Below are 22,047 nucleotides of genomic sequence, written 5' to 3' on the forward strand. Positions count from 1 at the left end.
TTGAACCTAATCGACTAACGTTTCTTTTTTTTACCCGCGCTTTTTTGAGACTTGGTTTTCCGTTCTTCCCATTCCTTTAATTTTTGTAGGAAGATGCGTCCCATTGGTCTTGGATCGCCGGTGAATAACGTTTGCAATCCGTTGTTTTCAATAATATGACGGCGCAATGCAAGTCGTTCTTCGTGATTTTCTGCTAAACGAATCGCACGTTCCACATATTCATCAACGGTATTGGCAATTAACCATTCCGGTAAACCAAGGCGTTTAAATAAGCCTTCGTCAATATGTTCATGTACTTCCGGGCCGGTTTTACAGATCCCCACTAAACCTAAGGTCACCATATCAATAATACCGTTGGTATTGCCAAATGGGAAAGGGTTCACCATCATATCGCAATTGTGCAAGATTTCTAAATATTGCTGATATGGGGTGTGCTGATGTGCGGTGGCATCATCGCCCAAATAAGATTTAATAAAACGTTCTACATAAGGGTGCGTCACACCGCTTGATTGTCCTAAGGCAAAATGGAAATGCACTTTCACTTTAGCTCGGTCGCGAATCACTTTTAATGCCTCCAAGAAATAAGGGTTTAATTTCATGGTGGTTGAAGCAATACCAATATTGACCACTTCAGGATTTTCGCGCAATTTGTAGTTAACAGATTTTGGTGCTAACGCAGAAGGCACATAAGGTAACGCATCTTTAGGCAAACGCAATAAGGTTTCACTGAAACAGTCTTCAGAACCGACATAATCGTCTTCTACAACAACATACTCAATAAACGGAGAATGCGTGGTCGCCGGATGACCTAATGCCACCGCTTGAATTGGTGCAAGACGCGTATTGCTTAAGAAAATTGGTAATAAATCCATCCCAATAGATGGCATATATAAGATTGCTGCGTTGTTTTTCTCGCAAATATCACGCACAAAATTCATACGATCTAGAATATGGTCGCCTTCCAATAAATGGAATTCATCAAAGACCTCTTGTCCCAACTGATCAACACTTGAATTACCTAAGCCAATTAAGTGGAAATGTTCGCGCGCGGCGATCATTGAGGTTGAGTGCGTGCGATAAATAGAATGGGCGGAATGGAAGTGCTCTAACACAACGACCATTACAGGTTTGCCGTTATGGTAGCCAATCGTAGAGACATCGCGATCTTGCCAGCCAGATTCGACAATATGGCGGCGGATTACTTGGTTTAATGCATTTTTTACCCAATGTTTATTTGGGGCAATATCATAGCTACAATGCATATAAACATCGTGACTAATACTACTTGGTACGTTATTTAAGTTCTGAATTTGTGCTAATTTTTCAGGGAACCATTGCAAAATTGCTGAGCGTTTTGCAAAGGCTTCTTTTGTGCCAATGAAGCGCGCTGATTGCAAGGCAAAACAAAGAGATGCACAAATTTCGGGGCTAATTTGCCAAAGCGTATCTAAATTTAAAACAAGATTAGATTCCGGTAAGTAAAGAATACAGAATTTAACTAAACTTTCTTTTGTTCCGTCTAATTGCACATCCGCAGGATCATTGTTGGCGGCATTTAAATTATAGACTTGCAACACATGGTCAGCATTGATATAAGGCGATGAGGCAAAAATCATTGTTATCCAACGTTGGAATGAGAAGAAGCGTGTCGCACCACTATCAGAAATAATTAATTCTTTATCGCTGAATAAGGTGCTGATTGCCGTTGCCATACGTGTACAAAAATATTTAACAAGATCATACTTTAACGTTGGTTCATTCAGTTGCGCAGGCATTGCAAATTCAATACCGTCAATGGCACCAAAATTGCTGTCTAATTTACCTAAAATTTCTAATAGCTCAACGCAGGCTTCTTCATAGTTTTTGGCAGCAACCGCTTGCTCAAAACGTTCTACATTAGGTTTCTTTTGCCCTTCAGTCATCACATATTCCTTAATATTAACAAGTTCCCCATAAATCATATTCATCGGCGTTGGTAATGGTTACATCCAAAACATCCCCAATTTTCACCGCGCTTTCACTTAAATTATCCACATAAACCACACCATCAATTTCAGGGGCATCCGCCATTGAGCGACCAATGATGCCTTCTTCATCAATTTCGTCTACGATAACTTTCAGTGTTTTGCCCACTTTTTGTTGTAAACGTTGGGCAGAAATTTGTTGTTGTAATTCCATAAAACGTTGGAAACGTTCTTCTTTGATTTCTTCAGGCACTTGGTCTGCCATATCCGTTGCTTTGGCACCTTCAACCGGGCTGAATTTAAAGCAACCTACGCGATCAAGTTGTGCTTCTTGTAAGAAGTCCAACAGCATTTGGAAATCTTCTTCAGTTTCCCCCGGAAAGCCCACAATAAAGGTTGAACGTAAGGTTAACTCCGGGCAAATCTCACGCCATTTTTTAATACGTTCTAAGACACGCTCTACGGAACCCGGGCGTTTCATCGCTTTCAAGATTTTCGGGCTGGCGTGCTGCAATGGAATGTCTAAATACGGCAAAATTTTTCCTTCCGCCATCAATGGAATTAAATCATCCACATGCGGATAAGGATAAACATAATGCAAACGTACCCAAGCCCCTAGCGTTCCCAGCATTTGGCATAATGTAATTAAGTTATTTTTAATCGGCATTCCATTCCAGAAAACCGTTTTATTTTGTGCTTCTTTGCTTTGGTCAAGGGAATAGGCTGACGTATCTTGTGAAACCACTAATAGCTCTCGCACCCCGGAATCCACTAGACGTTTCGCTTCATCTAACACCTGTGTAATTGGGCGGCTGTCTAATTTTCCGCGCAAAGATGGGATGATACAGAATGTACAATTGTGGTCGCAGCCTTCGGAAATTTTCAAATAGGCATAATGCTTCGGTGTTAATTTAATCCCTTGGCTCGGCACAAGGTTCACATAAGGATTGTATTCCGGTTTTGGCACGTATTTATGCACATGTTCCATCACCGCTTCATAAGAATGTGGTCCTGTAATCTCTAATACTTTAGGATGGACTTCGCGAATTTGATCTTCTTTGGCACCTAAGCAACCTGTTACCAACACCTTGCCATTGGCTTCCAAGGCTTCGCCAATTGCTTCCAGCGATTCTTGTACCGCGGAATCAATAAAGCCACAGGTATTTACAATCACTAAATCAGCGTTCTCATAAGTTGGAATAATATTGTAGCCATCGGTGCGTAACTCTGTCAGAATACGCTCTGAATCCACTAAGTTTTTGGGACAACCAAGACTTACAAAGCCAATGTTTGGAGTTTTAGACATAAATAGATATTTCCGGTAAATAATTTGGACGCATATTTTACCGAAGAACCCTGAAAAAGGCGAATTTTTAGTGTAAAGGTTTTGTAAAGATTTTAATTGAGAAAATCTGCTTATTAAGGAGTATTTATGGCAGCAGAAGGGGCAAATCAACTGATTAATGTTGTAACCTTGTTAACCGCCGCGGTCATTGCCGTGCCGTTATTTAAACGCTTAGGTTTGGGATCTATTTTAGGGTATTTAGCCGCAGGACTTGTTATTGGACCTTTTGGCTTGGGGGTCTTTACGGATCCCGAGGGCATTATTCATCTCGCTGAACTCGGTGTGGTAATGTTTCTATTTATTATCGGGCTTGAGATGAAACCTTCCCATATTTGGGGATTACGTAACCATATTTTCTGTTTAGGCGCATTTCAAATCGGGCTTTGTGCTTCTGCCTTAACAGGGCTTGCTATGGCATTTGGGTTTGATTGGCGCGTGGCGTTTGTCAGTGCCGCAGGCTTTGTGTTAACTTCAACAGCGATTGTGATGCAAGAGCTCAGCGATCGCGGTGATGTTGCCACCCCAAGGGGACAAAGTATTGTTTCCATTTTATTATTTGAAGACTTATTGATTGTGCCTTTACTGGCCATCGTCACTTTCTTATCGCCAAACCACGTAGAATCCAGTGAGCCTTTATGGCAAAAAATTGCTTTGGCAGGGGGATCTATTGCGGTATTAGTGGCAGCAGGGCTTTGGCTATTAAATCCATTATTTAAAATTCTCGCCAAAACCAAAAACCGAGAAGTGATGACGGCAGCCGCATTATTGGTAGTATTGGGTTCCGCTTTGCTAATGGAAGGCGGCGGTTTATCCATGGCAATGGGGGCGTTTGTGGCCGGCGTATTGTTATCCGAATCAAGCTTCCGTCATCAACTTGAAGCAGACGTTGAGCCTTTCCGTGGCTTATTGCTAGGGTTGTTTTTCTTAGGGGTGGGCATGTCCCTAAACTTAACGGTGGTTATGGAAAACTGGGGTTTAATTATCGCAGGTGTGTTGAGCTTTATGTTGGTCAAAGCGCTCTGTATTTATATTGTGGCACGTGTTACGCGCACCAGCCATGCCAACGCCATTGATCGTATGATTATTATGGCGCAAGGTGGCGAATTTGCCTTCGTTCTCTTCGCAGCAGCTGCTGATAAAGGCGTGATTAGTGCCGAAGTGCAAGCCAATATGACCGCTATTGTGGTGCTATCAATGGTTTTAACGCCAGTTTTCATTATTTTGCACAAAAAATATCTCATCCCACATTTAACCCATACGCAAGAGCAAGCGGCTGATCATATTGAAGAACAACATCCAACGGTGCTAATTGGTTTGGGGCGTTTTGGGCAAATTATCAATCAAATGCTCGTGATGACAGGATATCACCCAACTATTATTGATAAAGACGCGCATTTAATTGGCAATATGAAAAAACGTGGCATTAAAAGTTATTATGGCGATGCCACACGTCCTGAACTTTTACATGCTGCCGGCGTAGAACATGCGGAACTATTAATTGTGGCAATCGATGATAAACATCAAGCCTTACATATCGTTGAATTAGCACGAAAAATGAATCCTCAAATTAAAATCATTGCACGTGCTTATGATCGCCTTGCGGTATTCGATTTGTATAATGCCGGCGCAGATATTCAAGTGCGAGAAACCTTTGATTCCGCATTACGCGCAGGTAAAAAAGCCTTGCTTTCTTTAGGGATGGATATGGACGTAGTGAATGAAATTACGGAAACCTATTTTGACAAAGACCGCCATTCTATCAAGGTAATGGCGGAAGTTTATGATCCGAAAATTGCGCCTTTTGAAAATGCAGAACTTACCAAAATTGCCTTGGAAGTGGATCAGGAATTAATGGCAGAAGTACAACAAATTATCAATAAAAAACATTAAGAAAAATAACCGCACTTTTATCTTCTACGAAGTGCGGTTAACGTTTAGTTAGAGAAAAGTCTATTTCTGCATTAGCCTTACCACCACAGGAATTAACGCCAAATAAACCAGCTGTGCCGTCAGTCCTTCCATTGAAGCATAAAAGCCAATAGCGGTAATATTCGGTAGCCCGTCAATAATATGGCGTGGTAGCATTTGTGTCAGTTGCAAGGCTTGAATACTGACCCCAAGGATTTTAAAGCCAAGCCCGTAAATCAAGACGGTCATCACTTTGAACAGATGATGGATCGGCAATTTGTGGGAAAAGCGTTGCATCGCCCACGCCATTATCGCTAGCAAAATAAGGGCAGATAAAATCCCAAGCAAGAAATCTTGCATCGTCATTAACGGCAACATTCCTGCGTAAAATAAAATCGTTTCTGCCCCTTCTCGAAAGACCGATAAAAAACTCAACGCCAACATTGAGAATAAACTGCCCGTGGCAAGGGCTTGAGCGACCTGTTTATTGATAAAGTTCTGCCAGCCTTTGAGCGAAGCCTTGCTATGTAGCCACGCCCCGACAAAAAGCATCATCAAAACTGCCACAATTCCCACCGCACTTTCGAGAATTTCACGGTTTGTGCCGGCAGAAATCGCTGGGAAAAGTTGTTGTAAGGCAACTGCTCCGACAATACTTGCTACCACGCCCAGCCCTGCCCCCACATAAACCCAGCGTCTTGCTTGGGGTTGGTTGGCAACATTTAGGGTGGTGAGCAACGCCATAATAATCAGCAGAGCTTCCGTTCCTTCACGCAATAAAATCAACATTGCATCAACAATGCCATAGCTTGAAGCCAAATCAAGCCGTTGCAGATCGTCAAGCAAGGTTCTGAAATGCGACAGATTTTCCGCCTGATTGCCCTTCACCAAAATGATCGGCAAATCGCTTTCCACTCGATTATATAACGCACCGTCCCGTGTTCGCACTTCCCCTTCAAAGACCGCCCATTGCTGAATAAAGAGCGTAATGTCCGCTTGCCCTTGCGAAATTTGGTTTTCGCTAAAGGCTTGATAACTTTTTTCCAGCAACGCAATGCCGTCTTTCAATGTTGTAGGTGCGTCGGCTTGCACCGCTTGCGGTTGCAACTGGTTGCCCGATTTAAAATCCGCTAACGCATCGCCTAATTTGACCGCTTGTGTTTGCATTTCAGGGAAATTTGCCGGTTCAGACAACATCGCAATACGCAGCAAGGTCATCGCTGTTTCAATCTGTCCATAATGCCCAAGACTGGTTTCTCGCACCACTTTTTCATTCAACGTCCAGGTTTGGTTAAAACGTTTATAGGCTTGTTGAACCTCATCTAAATCCTGTTGTTGCGTTGCTTGCAACAGTTTTTGATAAACAGGCATCACTCGTTTGGCAAATTGCTGACGCTTCTGCTCGTAATCTACGGGGTTTTGTTCTTTCTCAAAGGCATAAAGGGCTTTGGAAAGCTGCTCAAAATGGGCTAAATCAGGTTGAGCAATCGCAATTTTTAGCGAAGAACTGACCGCTTGCCCTGCTTGCGATTGATGGCTTGGGATCGCTTCAAATTCTTGCTGTAAAGCGGTCAAATATGGCTGAGATTTTGCACTTTCCCCTTTTTTCACTTCCGCCATCGCATCGGATAAATGCACAAATAAGTGGCCGGTTTCCACCTTTGCATAAGCAACGCCCAGCGTTAAGCTGAGCGTAAATACAACAAAAAAGCGGTTAAAGTTGTTCAAACAATGATTTACCCAAGTAATCATTTTCATCTTTAACTCCTGCAAAGCACGCAAATAATCCGCTACCGATATGGGTAATGTATTCGTTCATCTTGTCGATATTGCCAAGGCTGTTTTGAATGGTAATAAATTGTTGCGGATCTTTTTGGAACGAGATAAACAACAAACCTGCATCAAACTGCCCTGTTTTCGGATCAACACCGCTGGCATAAGAGAAGGAACGTCTTAACATCTGTAACCCTGTCTTTTTCGCCAAATGCAAATGGGAAATTTCAGGGATAATCGGTTTACCTTTTTCATCTTTCTGCTCAAGATTAACCGTATCAAACTCCTGTTTTTTACCAATCGGCGCACCGCTATCCCGATGGCGGCCAAAGGTTTCTTCCTGCCCGTTAAGATTTGTGCGATCCCAAGTTTCCAAATGCATTTGAATACGGCGAGCGACTAAAAATGTACCGTTTTTCAACCAGTTATCGTCCTGATACCAGACGGTTTCATCAAGAGCTTTGCCTTGCGGATTACCCGTACCGTCTTTAAAACCAAACAGATTGCGTGGCGTGTCGCCTCCTTCAAAGGAATTAAAACCGGCTTGGCTCCAACGCATCGTAATGTTCGCACGAGCAGCTCGCACCAAGTTACGCACGGCGTGGAATGCTACTTGCGGATCATCGGCACAGGCTTGAATACAGATGTCGCCTCCCGTGTAATGCTCTTTGAGCTGATCACGCGGAAAGTGCGGTAGATCTTTAAGCTGTTTTGGCTTGAATTGAGCAATGCCTAGCTTATCAAAGAAAGAAGCGGTAACACCAAAGGTTAGCGTGAGATTATACGGATTTAAGCTGTCTGCTTCGCCCGTATCGGTTGGCGGAATGTAGGCATTATCAGGATAGCTTTTTACATTCAGCCCCTGCGTTAATTTGGCACTATAATCCGTCCATATTTTAAACATCTCTTTGATTTTATTGAGATCGGTAGAATGCAGATCTAACACCATAAAGTAGATGTTTTTTTGTGCCGGCGTGGCAATGCCTTGTTGATGTGCTCCGTAAAATGGATAGATATTTTTAATTTTCGGTGTGGTACGTGGTTCTAGGGCAAAAGCAGGGCTCGCCATTACACCAGCCCCCACTAATGCCACTTGTTTAAGAAACACACGGCGATCAGTTAATTTTTCGCTCATTGTTTATCCTTATTTACCCAAAAGAATACCCATTTATGCTAAGGGCTCACCTAATTTATTCACCGCTTCCGCAAGCGCTTTAATGTCTTTATCGGTTAAATCTGTATAAGGTACATAATCATAGCCGTCTTTTGATTTATTATGTTTCGCCAATAACACATTCACGTCTTGGAAGCGATCAGCAATCTCTTTTGCCAATTTTGCATCTTTTTGCTCTAATTTTGCCTTAAAGATCTCATAAATTTTTTCCGCCCCTTCAATGTTGGCTTTGAAATCATAAAGGTCAGTTTTTGAGAAAATTTCTTCTTCGCCCGTTACTTTTGTGGTGGAGACTTCATTTAATAAATCCACCGCACCGGTAATCATTAAATCAGGAGTTACTTCCGCCGTTGGAATTTTCGCACGTAACTCTTTCACATCTTTAACTAACTGATCAGCGGTCGTTTCTGTGCCTTTTGTGGTATTTTGCTCCCAAAGCACTTTTTCAATTTTATGGAAACCCGACCAATCTTTCTCGGTTTTCCCTTCTTCAGTTAAATCGGCAAGGCGAGCATCAATACGCGGATCTAAATCGCCAAAACTCTCTGCAATCGGCTCTGAACGCTCAAAGTACATACGTGCAAGCGGATAGATTTTTTTCGCATTTTGCACATCGCCGCTTTTCAAATAGCCGACGAATTTTTCAGTATCCGCAACCAACTGATCAATTTGCCCAACGACAAATTCTTTGTAAGTTTGGGTTTCTTTGGATAAATCCGTTGCAAAAACTGAAGTGGCAACAAATAAACTTGAAATCGCAAGGGTGAGGGATTTTAAACGCATAAGTTCTCCTTTATTTATATAGTGTAAATGAAATTAATTCTCAATAAGATTAATGCATTAAGATAATTTTTGCAACCAAATTTAGGGGGGGATTTTGGGGATAGTCAGATTTTCATTGGCAATGACGATCTGATAATTCTTCCCCAAAAAAAACAACCGCGCTTTATCCAATGACAAAGCGCGGTTTATTTTTATCTTAAATCAGACATTAGTGGTGATGGTGTCCACCGCAACCACAGCCGCCGTGACCGTGGTGATGATCGTGGTCGTGATGATGGTGACCATGACCGCCGCAACATTCGTGTTCTTCATCGTGATCGTGACCGCCACAACCGCAGCCGTGTTCGCTGTGAAGATGGCCGTGTGCGATTTCTTCTAACGTGGCTTCGCGAGTTGCGACTACTTCAACGGTAAAGTGTAATTCTTGACCGGCTAACATATGGTTACCGTCAACCACCACTTCATCGCCTGACACTTCGGTGATGATAACAGGTAATGGCCCCATATCCGTATCCGCAATAAAACGCATACCCACTTCTAATTCATCTACGCCCACAAACACATCTTTTGGTACGCGTTGAACCATATTTTCATTGTATTCGCCATAACCTTCTTCAGGTTTAACACGAACTTCAAATTTATCACCAACAGATTTGCCTTCTAAGGCATTTTCTAAACCAACAACTAAATTGTTATGACCTTGTAAATACTCTAAGGGTTGGTTCGCCGGTGCTTCGTCAACTAATACACCGTCTTCTGTGCGAACTTGGTAAGCGATACTTACGACAACATTTTTTGCTACTTTCATTTTGTTTCCTTATAGGGAGTTAAAATCGGCGGTATTGTATAGGATCTATACCGCCCTGTCATTATTGTTTACTGCTCTAACTCAATGGTGGCATGGAGCGTACTTTTCAAGTGTGTGGTACCACTTTCTAATTGCACCGGTTCTGCGCTTTTTGCTACCGCCACCATTGGCACGCTATCCATGGCGTAATTTCGGGCAAATCCCACATCTTCATTCATTTTAGGGAAATTCAATGTGACAATACGATAACCTTTTGCCTGCAGTGTACCCGTTGTGAGTTGTGCTTTTTGACGGAATTTTTCCAACACCGCTTTCGTCATTTCATCTTCCAATTGATGTTGCACCTCTTTTGACAATTTTGCTTGCACAAAATCAATGGAAAAAAGATCGGAAATGTCGTCAATCACCTGCGAAAGCGCAAAGAAATCCTTGCTTTCCAACACTAAATCCGCACGTTCAATCCAGCCTGTTTTACGTCCTTTTTCATTATAACGCGCCGAAGTATGACGATTATTTTGCTGAATTTTCACCGCACTTTGCGCCTTAATTTTTGCCAAGGCTTGATTTAATTTTTCAGAAATATTTTTGTGCAAGGCTTTTAAATCCGTATTTTCTTCTTGAAGAAAAAGACCGACTTGCAAAATATCCATCGTCACTTCTTTTTCCACATCTACGGAAAAATTAACGCGCGGCAATTTAGGTTCTTCCGTTTTGTCTTGCGCTAACGCTGTCAACGGCAACGCCAATAAAATTAAAAAGAGTTTTTTCATCCCATTTCCTTAAAAGAATAAAACCGCCGCCCAAACCATTGCCAAATTCACCAAGGCAACAAAAACGGCTGCCGAGCCTTGATCTTTGGCGCGTCCTGATAATTCGTGGCGTTCTGTGCCAATGCGATCAATGGCACATTCCACCGCACTATTGAGCAATTCTGCAATAAGCACAATTAAATAAGCCCCGATCATTAAAATCAATTCGATTTTATTGCTTGCCAAGATAAAGGCTAAGGGCACAAGAAAAATCCCGAGCAACACTTCGTGACGAAACGCCGCTTCATTTTTAAATGCGCTACGCAAACCTTGTAGCGAATATTTGGTTGAGTTAATTAAATGGGTTAAGCCTGTGGTTTTGTATTCCATAAAAAGTCCTAAATATTGATAAACCCTATACGAGCCGTATAGGGTTACTTAATCTGAGCCGCTCTGCGGCTCTGGTTTATAACCGTTTTACATCAATCACATCTTCCAGCGCGGAAAGTCGAGCTAAGATTTTGCTGAGCATTTCTACGTTGTTCAACTGAATCTCTAAATCCATGGTGGCGGTTTGGCGTTTGTTGTCTGAACGACTTGAAACCCCGGTCACGCTGATTTTTTCATTTGCCAACACAGTCGTAATATCACGCAATAATCCGTTGCGGTCGCTTGCCAAAACGCGGATCATCACATGATAGGCGGTATGATGATCTTGATTACCCCAACTGGTTTCGACCACACGCTCAGGATGGGCATTCGCCAATTCTGCCAGTTGTTCACAGTCTGCACGGTGAATCGAAATACCACGTCCTTGGGTGACGTAACCGACAATTTGATCCCCCGGTAAAGGCTGACAACAACGCGCCATACTGTGCATCAAATTATCCACTCCTTCCACCACAACATAGCCTTTTTTCTCGGCTTTTTGTTGTGCGTAAATGGCACTTTTTTGGGTGACGTGGCGCAATATTTCATTATCTGCTTCTTGCGCCGTTGGTTTGACCAACTTACTTTGTAAGAAGTTCATCAACTGATTGAGTTTAATATCACCGCTACCAATACCGTTATACAAATCATCTAAATGCTTCAAGTTATAACGTGGCAAAGCCAATTGTTCCGCTTGTTTTAAGGTTAATCCCAAGCGGTTGAGTTCAGCATCAAATTGTTCTTTGCCCAGCGGAATATTTTTATCGCGGTCAAGTTTTTTGAAAAACGCTGCAATTTTTGACCGCGCTTTTTGCGTATGGGTAAAACCTGAATTTGGGTTTAACCAGTCGCGGCTTGGGTTTGGATTTTTTTGGGTAATAATTTCTAGCTGATCACCCATTTGCAACTGATAGGTAAAAGGCACAATGCGCCCCGCTACTTTCGCCCCGATACAACGATGCCCCACATCGCTATGAATGGCGTAGGCAAAATCCAATGGCGTAGAGCCCGTTGGCAAGTCCACCACTTCGCCTTTTGGCGTAAACACATAAACGCGGTCATCAAACACCTGACTACGCATTTCATCCACGATTTCCGAACTGCTTGCCATATCATCTTGCCACGCCAACAGTTTACGCAACCAAGAGATTTTTTCTTCGTAAGCAGACATGGAACCTGTGGTGCCTTCTTTGTATTTCCAGTGTGCCGCGACACCCAACTCTGCATCATCGTGCATTTTTTGCGTACGAATTTGCACTTCAATCGGTTTGTCACCTTTGCCTAATACTACGGTGTGAATAGATTGGTAGCCGTTGGGTTTTGGATTGGCAATATAATCATCAAATTCTTTGGATAAGTGTTGATATTTGGTATGAATAATCCCCAATGCCGTATAACAATCTTGCAAAGTCGGCACTAATACGCGTACGGCGCGAATATCGTATAACCCACTAAATTCCAAGTGTTTTTTCTGCATTTTGCGCCAAATGCTGTAAATATGTTTTGGACGACCATAAACCGTAGCATTGGTAATACTTTCGCTGAGATAGCCCGATAATTCGGACACAAAATCTTGAATATATTGTTCACGATCCAAACGGCGTTCTTTCAACTGTTTGGCAATTTTGAAATATTCGTCAGGTTGCAAATTGCGGAAACAATAATCTTCCAATTCCCACTTCAACTGACCAATACCTAAACGATTGGCGAGTGGCGCATAAATATTGGAACATTCTTTGGCGGCGGCAATTTTTTCCGTTTCCGTATAACGCTTGTCCGCATCGCGAAGATAGGTAATTCGTTCCGCCAGTTTAATAATCACACAACGGAAATCGTCCACCATTGCCAGCAACATACGGCGGATATTGTCCACCTGCGAACTATCACCCGATTGACTGGCGTTTAATTGGCGAATATTGTTCATCACCACCACGCCCTTAACGAGCTTACAGATTTTCGCACCAAAATCTTCTTTCACTTGCTCAATATTCACGATTTTGGCATTCACCACCGGGAACAACATTGCCGCTAATAAGGTATCGCCGTCCATATTCAGGCTATGCAAAATATCCACCATTTCCACGCCATCACGCAGATACCAATGGCTATTTAAGAAAAGCTGTTGGGCTTTTTCTTGCGCATAATGCCACGCTCGCACCAAATTTTGTTCCGTTTCAACAGGCAAATTCAAAGATTGACACCAGTCTGTCACAGCAAAATCTTTTGGGTTTAACAGGTGAGAACAGCGCACAGCAACCATAAAACGTCCTTATTCTTTTCGTTCAAATAATGAGATACTTTCGAGATGACCTGTATTTGGGAACATATCAACCATCGCCACTTTCGCCAACCGATAACCTGAGTTTAGCAGAATTTCCGCATCACGCACCAAGGTCGCCGGATTGCAGGAAACATAAAGTATTTTTTCTGCTTCCAGTTCCACTAACGCGCTCAAGGCAAATGACGCGCCGCTACGGGGCGGATCAAGCAAAATCTTATTAAATTTTTGTTTTGCCCAAGGCTGTTGTGCAAAAGATTGATCCAAATCCGCTTGATAAAATTCGACATTCAAACACCCGTTTTGTTCAGCGTTTGCCTTCGACTTTTCCACCATGTCCCAAACACCTTCAACGCCCACCGCACTTTGCACGTAACGACTTAAAGGAAGCGTAAAATTCCCCATTCCACAAAACAAATCCAACACCCGATCTTCAGGGGTCAAGGCTAACCAATCCAAGGCCGTTTGAACCATCTTCTGATTAAGCGGCGCGTTGACTTGAATAAAATCACGAATATCAAAATTTAAACGCAACCCATTCAATTGATAAAAAGGCAACTCACCACAAAGATGTTGAATTTGCGTATTATCTTGCACAAACAAACTCAACGCATGTTGCGCGGCAAACGCCATTAACAAAGCGTGGTCTGCTTCTGACAAGTTTTGTGTCACACGTAACAACATCGCCACCCCATTATCCGCCGACACGAGTTCCATGTGTCCCACGGATTTAGGTTGACCAAATTGCATAAAAAGTGCGGTTAATTTAGGCAGTAAATTATTCAATACAGGCTCAATCACATCACAATGATCAACCGCCACAATCTGTGACGATCCCTTCTGACGAAAGCCAATCTCAAGTTTCTTGGTTTTTGTATTGAATAACATACTCAAGCGAGCGCGGCGGCGATACCCCCATTGTTCTCCCACAATCATCGGCATCAGCTCAACATCTGCCTGCAAATTTTGCAGCCGCCGGAATAAGGATTTTTGCTTGGCGAAACGTTGCATTTCAACGGGAATATGCTGAGACTGACAACCGCCACAAACCCCATAAAAAGCACATTTAGGCGTTTGACGCACCGCACTTGCCGACAAAATCTTTTGTACCACCGCCAAACCGTATTGACGTTTTTCTTCCGTCACACGCATTTGAACCCGTTCTGTCGGCAACGCATTTTCCACAAACCACGTTTTCCCTTGGATTTTTGCCACGCCTAACCCTTGATAATCAAGATCAACAATGTCCACCACCTGATTTTGTGAAGAAAAGTGCGGTGCTTTTTTGGTTGGTTTTTGAGAAGTGTAGAATAATGCCATTATTTTAAATGTAATATGTTTTGAGTGAATAATTCTCGACTTTTCAAGGGTTTATTGCCCAAATAAGGCTTTAACGCAATCCGCGTAAACCGCTTTGCCGCCTGCAAAACCGAAGGCTCTCGAAAATCTTGCGCATCAAAAGCCAACAACTCGCGACCATAAAAGGTCAAATTATCCTTAATCAAAGACGCAATAAATCCTTTTTCTTCACGATAACGATAAGTCATTTCGCTATCTACAGGCAACCCCGAACCGGCACAATGGGTAAAACTCACCCCATAACCTAGGGTTTGTAACAACTGAAATTCAAAGGTACGCAAGGCAGGCTCAACGAAATCTTCTGCCGCCAAACGGGTCAAACAACATAAATAATCTTGAAATAACACCCCATTCGGCGTTTCAGGCTCGATTACCCGACACAGCAATTCATTCACATAAAAACCACTAAACAACGCCGTTTGTTGCAACGGCAACGCAATGGATGCCGGTTCCGCTTTGGTCAAAATCTTTAAACTGCCTTTTCCTGACCAACGCAACAACAAAGGGGTAAAAGGTTGCAGCACACTCTTCCACGCCGAACGCTTCGCACGCGCCCCTTTCGCAAGCACAGTCAACCGCCCCGTTTCTTCCGTAAACAGATCCACCAACAAACTTGTTTCACTATACGCCTTACGGTGCAACACAAACCCGCGCTGGAAATTTTCAATGGTCACGTAAATTGTCAATGATGCGATTAAAAAGTCGGGGTATTCTAACAGAAAATTGACCGCACTTTTAGCATTATCTTAAATAAGATATACCCATAATCTTCAAGTAATCTTCGCTAAAAATAAATTTTGTGATCCACTTCACAGAACAAGAAAAAATCGATTTTATTTTTTATTGTTTTCCGTTATTTTGCGTAAAAAACGTTATCGAAACGTTTCGATGGGCAGGAAAATAATATAAAGGAGCGTAAAAAGTGAAAAAAACGACAATTTTAAATGCTCAACTTTCTCATGCTATTGCGACCCTTGGGCATACCGATATGATCACAATTTGTGATGCGGGATTACCTATTCCTGAATTTGTGGAGCGCATTGATTTAGCGTTAACCAAAAGTATTCCTTGTTTTCTTGACACGCTTTATGCCACCACCAGCGAAATGTTTGTAGAACGTGCTATTTTGGCGGATGAGATTAAACAAAAAAATCCACAAATTTTGACCGCACTTTTAGCGCATTTGAGCGAATTGGAAAAAGCGCAAGGCAATAACATTCCTGTGGAATATATTTCCCATGAAGAATTCAAAAAACTGAGCCATGAATCCAAAGCGATTGTGCGTTCTGGGGAATGTTCGCCTTATGCGAATATTATTTTAGTGTCCGGTGTGCCATTTTAGGACGATGTTATGGAACGAGAAACACTCTTAAAAATTAGTGGTGTCGATAAATCTTTCCCTGGTGTGAAAGCATTAAGTAATGCCTGTTTATCTGTTTATGCCGGTCGTGCTATGGCATTAATGGGGGAAAATGGCGCGGGTAAGTCAACATTAATGAAAGTGCTGACAGGGATTTATAGTAAAGATGCAGGCACGATTGAATATCTTGGTCAGCAAGTGGCATTCAAAGGCCCGAAAAACTCGCAAGAAGCGGGTATCAGTATTATTCATCAAGAATTAAATTTGGTGGGTAATTTAACCATTGCTGAAAATATCTTCTTAGGTCGCGAATTTACTACGCCTTTTGGATCTATCGATTGGAAAAAAATGCACGCAGAAGCGGATAAACTGTTAGCGCGTTTAAATGTTCCTCATAGTAGCCATCAACTTTGCTCAGAATTGTCCATTGGCGAGCAACAAATGGTGGAAATTGCCAAAGCCTTAAGTTTTGAAAGCAAAGTCATCATTATGGATGAACCAACGGATGCATTAACAGATACGGAAACCGAAGCCTTATTCAAGGTTATTCGCGAGTTAAAAGCGGAGAAACGGGGCATTGTTTATATTTCACATCGAATTAAAGAAATTTTTGAAATTTGTGATGATGTGACGGTTTTACGCGATGGGCAATTTATCGGTGAAGTGGCCGTTGCGGAATTAACGGAAGATCGTTTGATTGAAATGATGGTTGGACGCCGTCTTGATGAGCAATATCCCCATGTTGATGTTCCTGAAGGCGAAGTTCGTTTAGAAGTTAATCAGCTCTCCGGTAGTGGTGTGCACAACGTGAGCTTTACATTGCGTGCAGGTGAAATTTTAGGCATTTCAGGATTAATGGGCGCAGGACGCACAGAATTAATGAAAGTGCTTTATGGTGCGTTGCCTAAAGAAAGTGGTGAAGTGCGGTTAAATGGGAAAACGATTTCAAATGATTGTCCGCAAGACGGCTTGAATAATGGCATTGTTTATATTTCAGAAGATCGTAAGGGCGATGGTTTAATTTTAGGGATGTCGGTAAAAGAAAATATGTCGCTGACTGCCTTAGATCATTTTTCAAAAGCTTGCCGTATTCGTCACGATGCGGAGCAACTTGTCGTAGATGATTTTATCTTAATGTTCAATATCAAAACCCCAAGTCGTGATCAGCAAATTGGTTTACTTTCAGGGGGAAACCAACAGAAAGTGGCGATTGCAAAAGGGTTGATGACCCGTCCTAATGTCTTAATTCTAGATGAACCTACACGTGGCGTTGATGTTGGGGCGAAAAAAGAAATTTACCAACTCATTAATAAATTTAAACAAGATGGCTTGAGTATCATTATTGTGTCATCAGAAATGCCTGAAGTGTTGGGAATGTCCGACCGCATATTAGTAATGCGCGAAGGGCGAATTAGTGGTGAATTTTCTCGCGAAGACGCGACACAAGAAAAATTACTTGCCGCTGCAATTGGTAAAAGTGCGGTTTAAACTGACGGAGTTTTTATGAGTACGCAAAATACGTTCAAATTAGGCAAATTCTTACTTGAACAACGTTCTATTGTGGCGTTATTGGTTCTGATTGCCATTGTTTCATTTATCAACCCTGATTTTTTCTCGATTGATAATATTCTCAATATTCTTCGCCAAACATCGGTGAATGCGATTATTGCGGTGGGAATGACATTCGTGATTTTAATTGCAGGGATCGATTTATCTGTCGGCTCTGTATTAGCATTGACCGGCGCGATTGCAGCATCACTTGTAGGCAGTGAATATCCGATTTTATTGGTAATACCTGCAGTTTTAGTACTAGGTACATTACTCGGCGGTATTAGTGGCGCCATTGTGGCAAAAGGGAAAGTTCAAGCCTTTATCGCGACCTTAGTGACGATGACATTATTACGTGGTGTGACCATGGTTTATACCGATGGTCGTCCAATTAGTACAGGCTTTTCCGATGCCGCCGATCAGTTTGCATTTTTAGGAACAGGCTATTTATTAGGAATTCCTGTGCCAATTTGGTTAATGGCCATTGTTTTTGCGGTGGCTTGGTACATTTTAAAACACACCCGAATTGGACGTTATATTTATGCCTTAGGGGGCAATGAAGCCGCAACGCAACTTTCAGGGATTAATGTCAATAAAATCAAAGTATTTGTTTTTGCTGTCAGCGGTTTCTTGTCTGCCTTAGCGGGTTTGATCGTGACTTCACGTCTATCATCAGCACAACCTACAGCCGGCGTTTCTTATGAATTAGACGCGATTGCTGCGGTCGTTGTTGGCGGAACAAGTTTAATGGGCGGTAAAGGGCGCGTTATGGGAACCCTTATCGGTGCCTTAATTATTGGTTTCCTAAATAACGCATTAAATTTATTAGATATTTCATCTTATTACCAAATGATTGCTAAAGCGTTAGTGATTTTAGTGGCGGTACTCGCAGACAATTATCTTGGTAGTAAAAAAGTATAACCATCACAGGAGAATCCTATGAAAAAATTAACAACAATTGCATCGGCTTTAGCATTATCTTTCGCATTAAGTAGTGCTGCATTGGCAAAAGAGACCATCGCATTAACCGTATCCACTCTTGATAATCCATTTTTTGTGTCATTAAAAGATGGTGCGCAGAAAAAAGCAGATGAATTAGGCTATAAATTAGTGGTGTTAGATAGTCAAAACGACCCTGCAAAAGAACTTTCAAACGTAGAAGACTTAACGGTTCGTGGAGCCAAAGTATTATTAATTAATCCAACAGATAGTGCCGCGGTAGGTAATGCAGTGGCGATTGCTAATCGAAACAAAATCCCTGTTATTACCTTAGACCGTGGTGCGGCAAAAGGTGATGTAGTGAGCCATATTGCGTCAGACAACGTGGCTGGCGGTAAAATGGCTGGTGATTTCATTGCGCAAAAATTAGGAAATGGCGCAAAAGTGATTCAACTGGAAGGTTTAGCCGGTACATCAGCTGCGCGTGAACGCGGGGAAGGTTTTAAACAAGCGGTTGATGAACATAAATTTGCTGTACTTGCCAGCCAACCGGCAGATTTTGACCGAACCAAAGGTTTGAATGTGACAGAAAATCTGTTAGCAAGCAAAGGTGATGTTCAAGCTATCTTTGCGCAAAATGATGAAATGGCGTTAGGTGCATTGCGTGCGATTGGCGCGGCAAATAAAAAAGTGCTCGTTGTGGGTTTTGATGGTACCGATGATGGTGTAAAAGCGGTGAAAAGTGGCAAACTTGCGGCAACCGTGGCACAACAACCTGAATTAATCGGTAGCCTTGGCGTAGAAACAGCTGATAAAATCTTAAAAGGCGAGAAAGTTGAAGCGAAAATTCCAGTGGCATTAAAAGTCGTAACGGAATAATGAGTTAACTCAAAGGGCGTATATTTACGCCCTATTTTTACCAAGGTCACATTATGAAAAAACTCACAATTCTAGGCAGTATTAACGCAGATCATGTGATTTCTGTACCGCACTTTGCTAAACCTGGGGAAACGCTCACAGGCTCGGATTACCATATTGCTTATGGTGGCAAGGGGGCAAATCAGGCGGTGGCGGCGGCGCGTTTGTGCGATAAATCGACAACAGCCATTAGCTTTATTGGTTGTATTGGAGCGGATGGCATTGGGCGAACGATGAAACAAGCCTTTGCGGATGACGGTATTCATGTTGCGCCTATTTTGGAAAAACCAGGGCAAACCACAGGCATTGCGATGATCCAAGTGGCGGCGAGCGGTGAGAATAGTATTGTGATTTCAGCCGGTGCTAATGGAAGTTTGGATGAAGCACAAGTGGCGCAGTTTGCCGATGAAATCACGCAAGCGGATGCCTTGCTGATGCAACTTGAAACGCCCTTGCCGGCTATTATTAAAGCCGCCCAATTAGCAAAAGCCCATGGCACAAAAGTCGTGTTAAATCCTGCACCAGCACGGAGTTTACCTGATGAATTATTACGCCAAATCGACATTATCACCCCGAATGAAACAGAAACGGAAATTTTGACGGGTGTTACCGTGACAGATGAACAAAGTGCGGTTAAAGCGGCGCAAGTTTTTCACCAAAAAGGCATTGCGATGGTGTTGATTACCTTAGGCTCAAAAGGTGTGTATGTTAGCGAAAACGGGAAGGGCGAAATTGTGTCAGGTTTTCGGGTTAATGCCGTGGACACCACGGCGGCAGGAGATACCTTTAACGGCGCATTTTTAACCGCACTTTTAGACGGAAAAACCACCTTCGAAGCCATTAAATTTGCTCACGCAGCGGCGGCGATTAGCGTGACGCGCAAAGGGGCGCAACCGTCTATTCCGTCAAGACAGGAAGCCTTGGATTTTTTGGCTCAGCAACATTAGAGTTTTGAACTTATGGCGACAATGAAAGACATCGCGCGTATCGCGCAAGTTTCCACCTCAACCGTGTCCCACGTGATTAATGGGACGCGGTTTGTGAGTGATGAAATGCGTGAAAAAATTATGGCGGTGGTGCGTGAATTGAATTACCAACCTTCTGCTTTAGCCCGTAGTTTTAAACTCAAAAAAACCCAAACTATCGGTATGTTGGTTACTGCCAGCAATAACCCTTTTTTTGCCGAAGTAGTGGCGGCGGTGGAAGGCTATTGCGCCCAAAATGATTACAATCTCATTTTGGCTAACACCAATGGCGACAGCCAACGCTTGCAAAGCAGTTTGCAGATGTTAATCCAAAAACAAGTGGACGGTTTGTTGCTGATGAGTACAGAAACCCATTTAGCGGAGCAGCTTTCTCTTGAAATCAATATTCCTGCGGTGGTAATGGATTGGTGGCCAACGGCATTAAGTGCGGACAAAATTTTAGAAGATTCTGAGCTGGGCGGTTATCTTGCTACAAAATATTTGCTTGAACAGGGGCACCAAAAAATCGGGATTATCACAGGAAACTTGCAAAAACCGCTGGCGTTAAATCGTCTAAATGGTTACAAAAAAGCCCTATCCGAAGCGCAAATTCCCTTAAATGATCATTGGATTGTGGAAAGCCATTTTGATTTTGAGGGCGGTATTGTGGGAATGGAGAAGTTGCTGCAACAAAAAGAACGCCCGACTGCCGTATTCGCTTGTAGCGATACCATCGCCGTGGGCGCGTATCAAACCCTTTGGAAACATCAATTAAGCGTGCCAAAAGATATATCTATTATTGGCTATGATAATATCGATTTGGCTCAATACCTTGCACCGCCGTTAACCACCGTGCACCAGCCCAAACTAGAATTGGGCAAATTAGCGGTAGAGACGTTGTTAGAACGCATCAAAAACCCTGAAAAAACAAACCGCACTTTAGTTCTCAAACCTGAAGTTATCGCGCGCAGTTCGGTTGCCAGACCAAGGGAATAATTGCTATATTGGCGTTTAAATTTCTTATTCATTTTGCTTATGAAAACGCCAATATTTTATCGCCAACGTAAAAAAACACCGACTAAACCGCATTCTACACCCCTTTCTTTAGCGGAAACCCAAATTATTTTGTTTAATAAACCCTTTGATGTGCTAACTCAATTCACCGATGAAAACGGGCGCGCCACACTCAAAGATTTTATTCCCATTCCGAATATCTATGCCGCCGGTCGCCTTGATCGCGACAGTGAAGGACTGTTGATTTTAACCAACAACGGCGCATTACAACACCGTTTAGCAGATCCCAAATTTAAAACAGAAAAAACCTATTGGGTCCAAGTGGAAGGGATTCCTACGGAACAGGATTTGGGTTTTTTACGCCACGGCGTGGAACTCAAAGACGGCTTAACCAAGCCCGCTAAAGTGCGGTTAATTTCCGAACCGAATTTATGGCAACGTGTTCCCCCTATTCGCGAACGTAAACAAATCCCAACTAGTTGGTTAGAAATCAAAATCAGCGAAGGCAAAAACCGCCAAGTACGCCGTATGACTGCCCATATTGGCTTTCCGACTTTGCGCTTAGTGCGCTACGCCACAGCGGGCTTAACCATAGACGGCATTGAAAACGGCAAATACCGCGAATTAAGCGCGGTGGAAATTGAACGAGTTTTTAGGTTGATGAAGATGTAATACAGATTTGTACCTGTAAAATAGATGATTACTGTTATTAAATAATAAGAAAGTGACTATT

General features: G+C 42.6%; 19 protein-coding genes. 8 read left to right on the forward strand and 11 right to left on the reverse strand.

What is annotated here, in order from left to right:
* Positions 1–14: 14 nt before the first annotated feature.
* Positions 15–1,922 carry a UDP-glucose:protein N-beta-glucosyltransferase gene (locus E7T07_RS07200; RefSeq protein ID WP_135710277.1) on the reverse strand — a complete coding sequence of 636 codons (1,908 nt, stop codon included), beginning with the start codon at positions 1,920–1,922 and terminating at the stop codon, positions 15–17.
* A gap of 16 nt (positions 1,923–1,938) precedes the next feature.
* Positions 1,939–3,270 carry a 30S ribosomal protein S12 methylthiotransferase RimO gene (gene rimO / locus E7T07_RS07205; protein WP_135710278.1) on the reverse strand — a complete coding sequence of 444 codons (1,332 nt, stop codon included), beginning with the start codon at positions 3,268–3,270 and terminating at the stop codon, positions 1,939–1,941.
* A 126-nt stretch (positions 3,271–3,396) separates the two neighbouring features.
* Between rimO and E7T07_RS07210 the strand changes: the two genes are divergently transcribed.
* Positions 3,397–5,199 carry a monovalent cation:proton antiporter-2 (CPA2) family protein gene (locus E7T07_RS07210; protein ID WP_135710279.1) on the forward strand — a complete coding sequence of 601 codons (1,803 nt, stop codon included), beginning with the start codon at positions 3,397–3,399 and terminating at the stop codon, positions 5,197–5,199.
* A gap of 60 nt (positions 5,200–5,259) precedes the next feature.
* On the opposite strand, the gene E7T07_RS07215 is transcribed toward E7T07_RS07210, so the two are convergent.
* The 9 genes from E7T07_RS07215 to recO all read right to left on the reverse strand — a co-directional run bounded on the left by E7T07_RS07215 (position 5,260) and on the right by recO (position 15,250).
* A complete protein-coding gene (locus E7T07_RS07215) occupies positions 5,260–6,975 on the reverse strand; it encodes an FTR1 family protein (protein ID WP_135710281.1) in 1,716 nt (571 codons plus the stop codon).
* A complete protein-coding gene (gene efeB, locus E7T07_RS07220; RefSeq protein ID WP_135710283.1) occupies positions 6,932–8,125 on the reverse strand; it encodes an iron uptake transporter deferrochelatase/peroxidase subunit in 1,194 nt (397 codons plus the stop codon). Before efeB ends, E7T07_RS07215 begins: the two co-directional genes overlap by 44 nt.
* A gap of 33 nt (positions 8,126–8,158) precedes the next feature.
* The gene (gene efeO / locus E7T07_RS07225; protein ID WP_135710285.1) at positions 8,159–8,947 is read right to left on the reverse strand and encodes an iron uptake system protein EfeO; all 789 of its coding nucleotides are present in this window, start codon (positions 8,945–8,947) and stop codon (positions 8,159–8,161) included.
* Positions 8,948–9,155: 208 nt separating this feature from the next.
* The gene (gene slyD / locus E7T07_RS07230; protein ID WP_135710287.1) at positions 9,156–9,755 is read right to left on the reverse strand and encodes a peptidylprolyl isomerase; all 600 of its coding nucleotides are present in this window, start codon (positions 9,753–9,755) and stop codon (positions 9,156–9,158) included.
* Positions 9,756–9,823: 68 nt separating this feature from the next.
* Positions 9,824–10,525 (reverse strand): SIMPL domain-containing protein, encoded by a 702-nt coding sequence (locus E7T07_RS07235; protein WP_135710289.1) that lies wholly within the window; start codon positions 10,523–10,525, stop codon positions 9,824–9,826.
* A gap of 9 nt (positions 10,526–10,534) precedes the next feature.
* Complete coding sequence (locus tag E7T07_RS07240; protein WP_135710290.1) at positions 10,535–10,894, reverse strand: diacylglycerol kinase; 360 nt, start codon at positions 10,892–10,894, stop codon at positions 10,535–10,537.
* Positions 10,895–10,970: 76 nt separating this feature from the next.
* Positions 10,971–13,193, reverse strand: a complete 2,223-nt coding sequence (relA, locus tag E7T07_RS07245) for a GTP diphosphokinase (protein ID WP_135710291.1) — start codon at positions 13,191–13,193, stop codon at positions 10,971–10,973.
* Positions 13,194–13,202: 9 nt separating this feature from the next.
* Positions 13,203–14,531 (reverse strand): 23S rRNA (uracil(1939)-C(5))-methyltransferase RlmD, encoded by a 1,329-nt coding sequence (gene rlmD, locus E7T07_RS07250; protein ID WP_135710293.1) that lies wholly within the window; start codon positions 14,529–14,531, stop codon positions 13,203–13,205.
* Positions 14,531–15,250 (reverse strand): DNA repair protein RecO, encoded by a 720-nt coding sequence (gene recO / locus E7T07_RS07255; RefSeq protein WP_135710408.1) that lies wholly within the window; start codon positions 15,248–15,250, stop codon positions 14,531–14,533. The genes rlmD and recO overlap by 1 nt, the downstream gene beginning before the upstream one ends.
* A gap of 242 nt (positions 15,251–15,492) precedes the next feature.
* Between recO and rbsD the strand changes: the two genes are divergently transcribed.
* The 7 genes from rbsD to E7T07_RS07290 are packed head-to-tail and all read left to right on the forward strand — an operon-like array spanning position 15,493 to position 21,986.
* The gene (rbsD, locus tag E7T07_RS07260) at positions 15,493–15,912 is read left to right on the forward strand and encodes a D-ribose pyranase (protein WP_135710294.1); all 420 of its coding nucleotides are present in this window, start codon (positions 15,493–15,495) and stop codon (positions 15,910–15,912) included.
* Positions 15,913–15,921: 9 nt separating this feature from the next.
* Complete coding sequence (rbsA, locus tag E7T07_RS07265) at positions 15,922–17,418, forward strand: ribose ABC transporter ATP-binding protein RbsA (RefSeq protein ID WP_135710296.1); 1,497 nt, start codon at positions 15,922–15,924, stop codon at positions 17,416–17,418.
* Between the two features lie 15 nt (positions 17,419–17,433).
* A complete protein-coding gene (gene rbsC / locus E7T07_RS07270; protein ID WP_135710297.1) occupies positions 17,434–18,399 on the forward strand; it encodes a ribose ABC transporter permease in 966 nt (321 codons plus the stop codon).
* Between the two features lie 18 nt (positions 18,400–18,417).
* Positions 18,418–19,296 (forward strand): ribose ABC transporter substrate-binding protein RbsB, encoded by an 879-nt coding sequence (gene rbsB / locus E7T07_RS07275; RefSeq protein WP_135710299.1) that lies wholly within the window; start codon positions 18,418–18,420, stop codon positions 19,294–19,296.
* A 53-nt stretch (positions 19,297–19,349) separates the two neighbouring features.
* Complete coding sequence (gene rbsK, locus E7T07_RS07280) at positions 19,350–20,282, forward strand: ribokinase (RefSeq protein ID WP_135710300.1); 933 nt, start codon at positions 19,350–19,352, stop codon at positions 20,280–20,282.
* A gap of 12 nt (positions 20,283–20,294) precedes the next feature.
* Positions 20,295–21,296 (forward strand): substrate-binding domain-containing protein, encoded by a 1,002-nt coding sequence (locus E7T07_RS07285; RefSeq protein WP_135710302.1) that lies wholly within the window; start codon positions 20,295–20,297, stop codon positions 21,294–21,296.
* A 39-nt stretch (positions 21,297–21,335) separates the two neighbouring features.
* Positions 21,336–21,986: a pseudouridine synthase gene (locus E7T07_RS07290; RefSeq protein ID WP_135710303.1), complete on the forward strand. Its 651-nt coding sequence runs from the start codon at positions 21,336–21,338 to the stop codon at positions 21,984–21,986.
* Positions 21,987–22,047: the final 61 nt, after the last annotated feature.

This window comes from Actinobacillus porcinus (assembly GCF_901764995.1).
Lineage (GTDB): Bacteria > Pseudomonadota > Gammaproteobacteria > Enterobacterales > Pasteurellaceae > Exercitatus > Exercitatus porcinus.

Excerpts from the sequence above, each read along its gene's own strand:
- rbsC (WP_135710297.1), top strand. The coding sequence starts at position 17,434 with ATGAGTACGCAAAATACGTTCAAATTAGGCAAATTCTTACTTGAACAA.
- rbsB (WP_135710299.1), top strand. The coding sequence starts at position 18,418 with ATGAAAAAATTAACAACAATTGCATCGGCTTTAGCATTATCTTTCGCA.
- E7T07_RS07290 (WP_135710303.1), top strand. The coding sequence starts at position 21,336 with ATGAAAACGCCAATATTTTATCGCCAACGTAAAAAAACACCGACTAAA.
- E7T07_RS07240 (WP_135710290.1), bottom strand. The coding sequence starts at position 10,894 with ATGGAATACAAAACCACAGGCTTAACCCATTTAATTAACTCAACCAAA.
- E7T07_RS07210 (WP_135710279.1), top strand. The coding sequence starts at position 3,397 with ATGGCAGCAGAAGGGGCAAATCAACTGATTAATGTTGTAACCTTGTTA.
- relA (WP_135710291.1), bottom strand. The coding sequence starts at position 13,193 with ATGGTTGCTGTGCGCTGTTCTCACCTGTTAAACCCAAAAGATTTTGCT.
- slyD (WP_135710287.1), bottom strand. The coding sequence starts at position 9,755 with ATGAAAGTAGCAAAAAATGTTGTCGTAAGTATCGCTTACCAAGTTCGC.
- rbsK (WP_135710300.1), top strand. The coding sequence starts at position 19,350 with ATGAAAAAACTCACAATTCTAGGCAGTATTAACGCAGATCATGTGATT.
- E7T07_RS07285 (WP_135710302.1), top strand. The coding sequence starts at position 20,295 with ATGGCGACAATGAAAGACATCGCGCGTATCGCGCAAGTTTCCACCTCA.
- efeB (WP_135710283.1), bottom strand. The coding sequence starts at position 8,125 with ATGAGCGAAAAATTAACTGATCGCCGTGTGTTTCTTAAACAAGTGGCA.
- E7T07_RS07200 (WP_135710277.1), bottom strand. The coding sequence starts at position 1,922 with ATGACTGAAGGGCAAAAGAAACCTAATGTAGAACGTTTTGAGCAAGCG.
- rbsA (WP_135710296.1), top strand. The coding sequence starts at position 15,922 with ATGGAACGAGAAACACTCTTAAAAATTAGTGGTGTCGATAAATCTTTC.
- E7T07_RS07215 (WP_135710281.1), bottom strand. The coding sequence starts at position 6,975 with ATGAAAATGATTACTTGGGTAAATCATTGTTTGAACAACTTTAACCGC.
- efeO (WP_135710285.1), bottom strand. The coding sequence starts at position 8,947 with ATGCGTTTAAAATCCCTCACCCTTGCGATTTCAAGTTTATTTGTTGCC.
- rlmD (WP_135710293.1), bottom strand. The coding sequence starts at position 14,531 with ATGGCATTATTCTACACTTCTCAAAAACCAACCAAAAAAGCACCGCAC.
- E7T07_RS07235 (WP_135710289.1), bottom strand. The coding sequence starts at position 10,525 with ATGAAAAAACTCTTTTTAATTTTATTGGCGTTGCCGTTGACAGCGTTA.
- rimO (WP_135710278.1), bottom strand. The coding sequence starts at position 3,270 with ATGTCTAAAACTCCAAACATTGGCTTTGTAAGTCTTGGTTGTCCCAAA.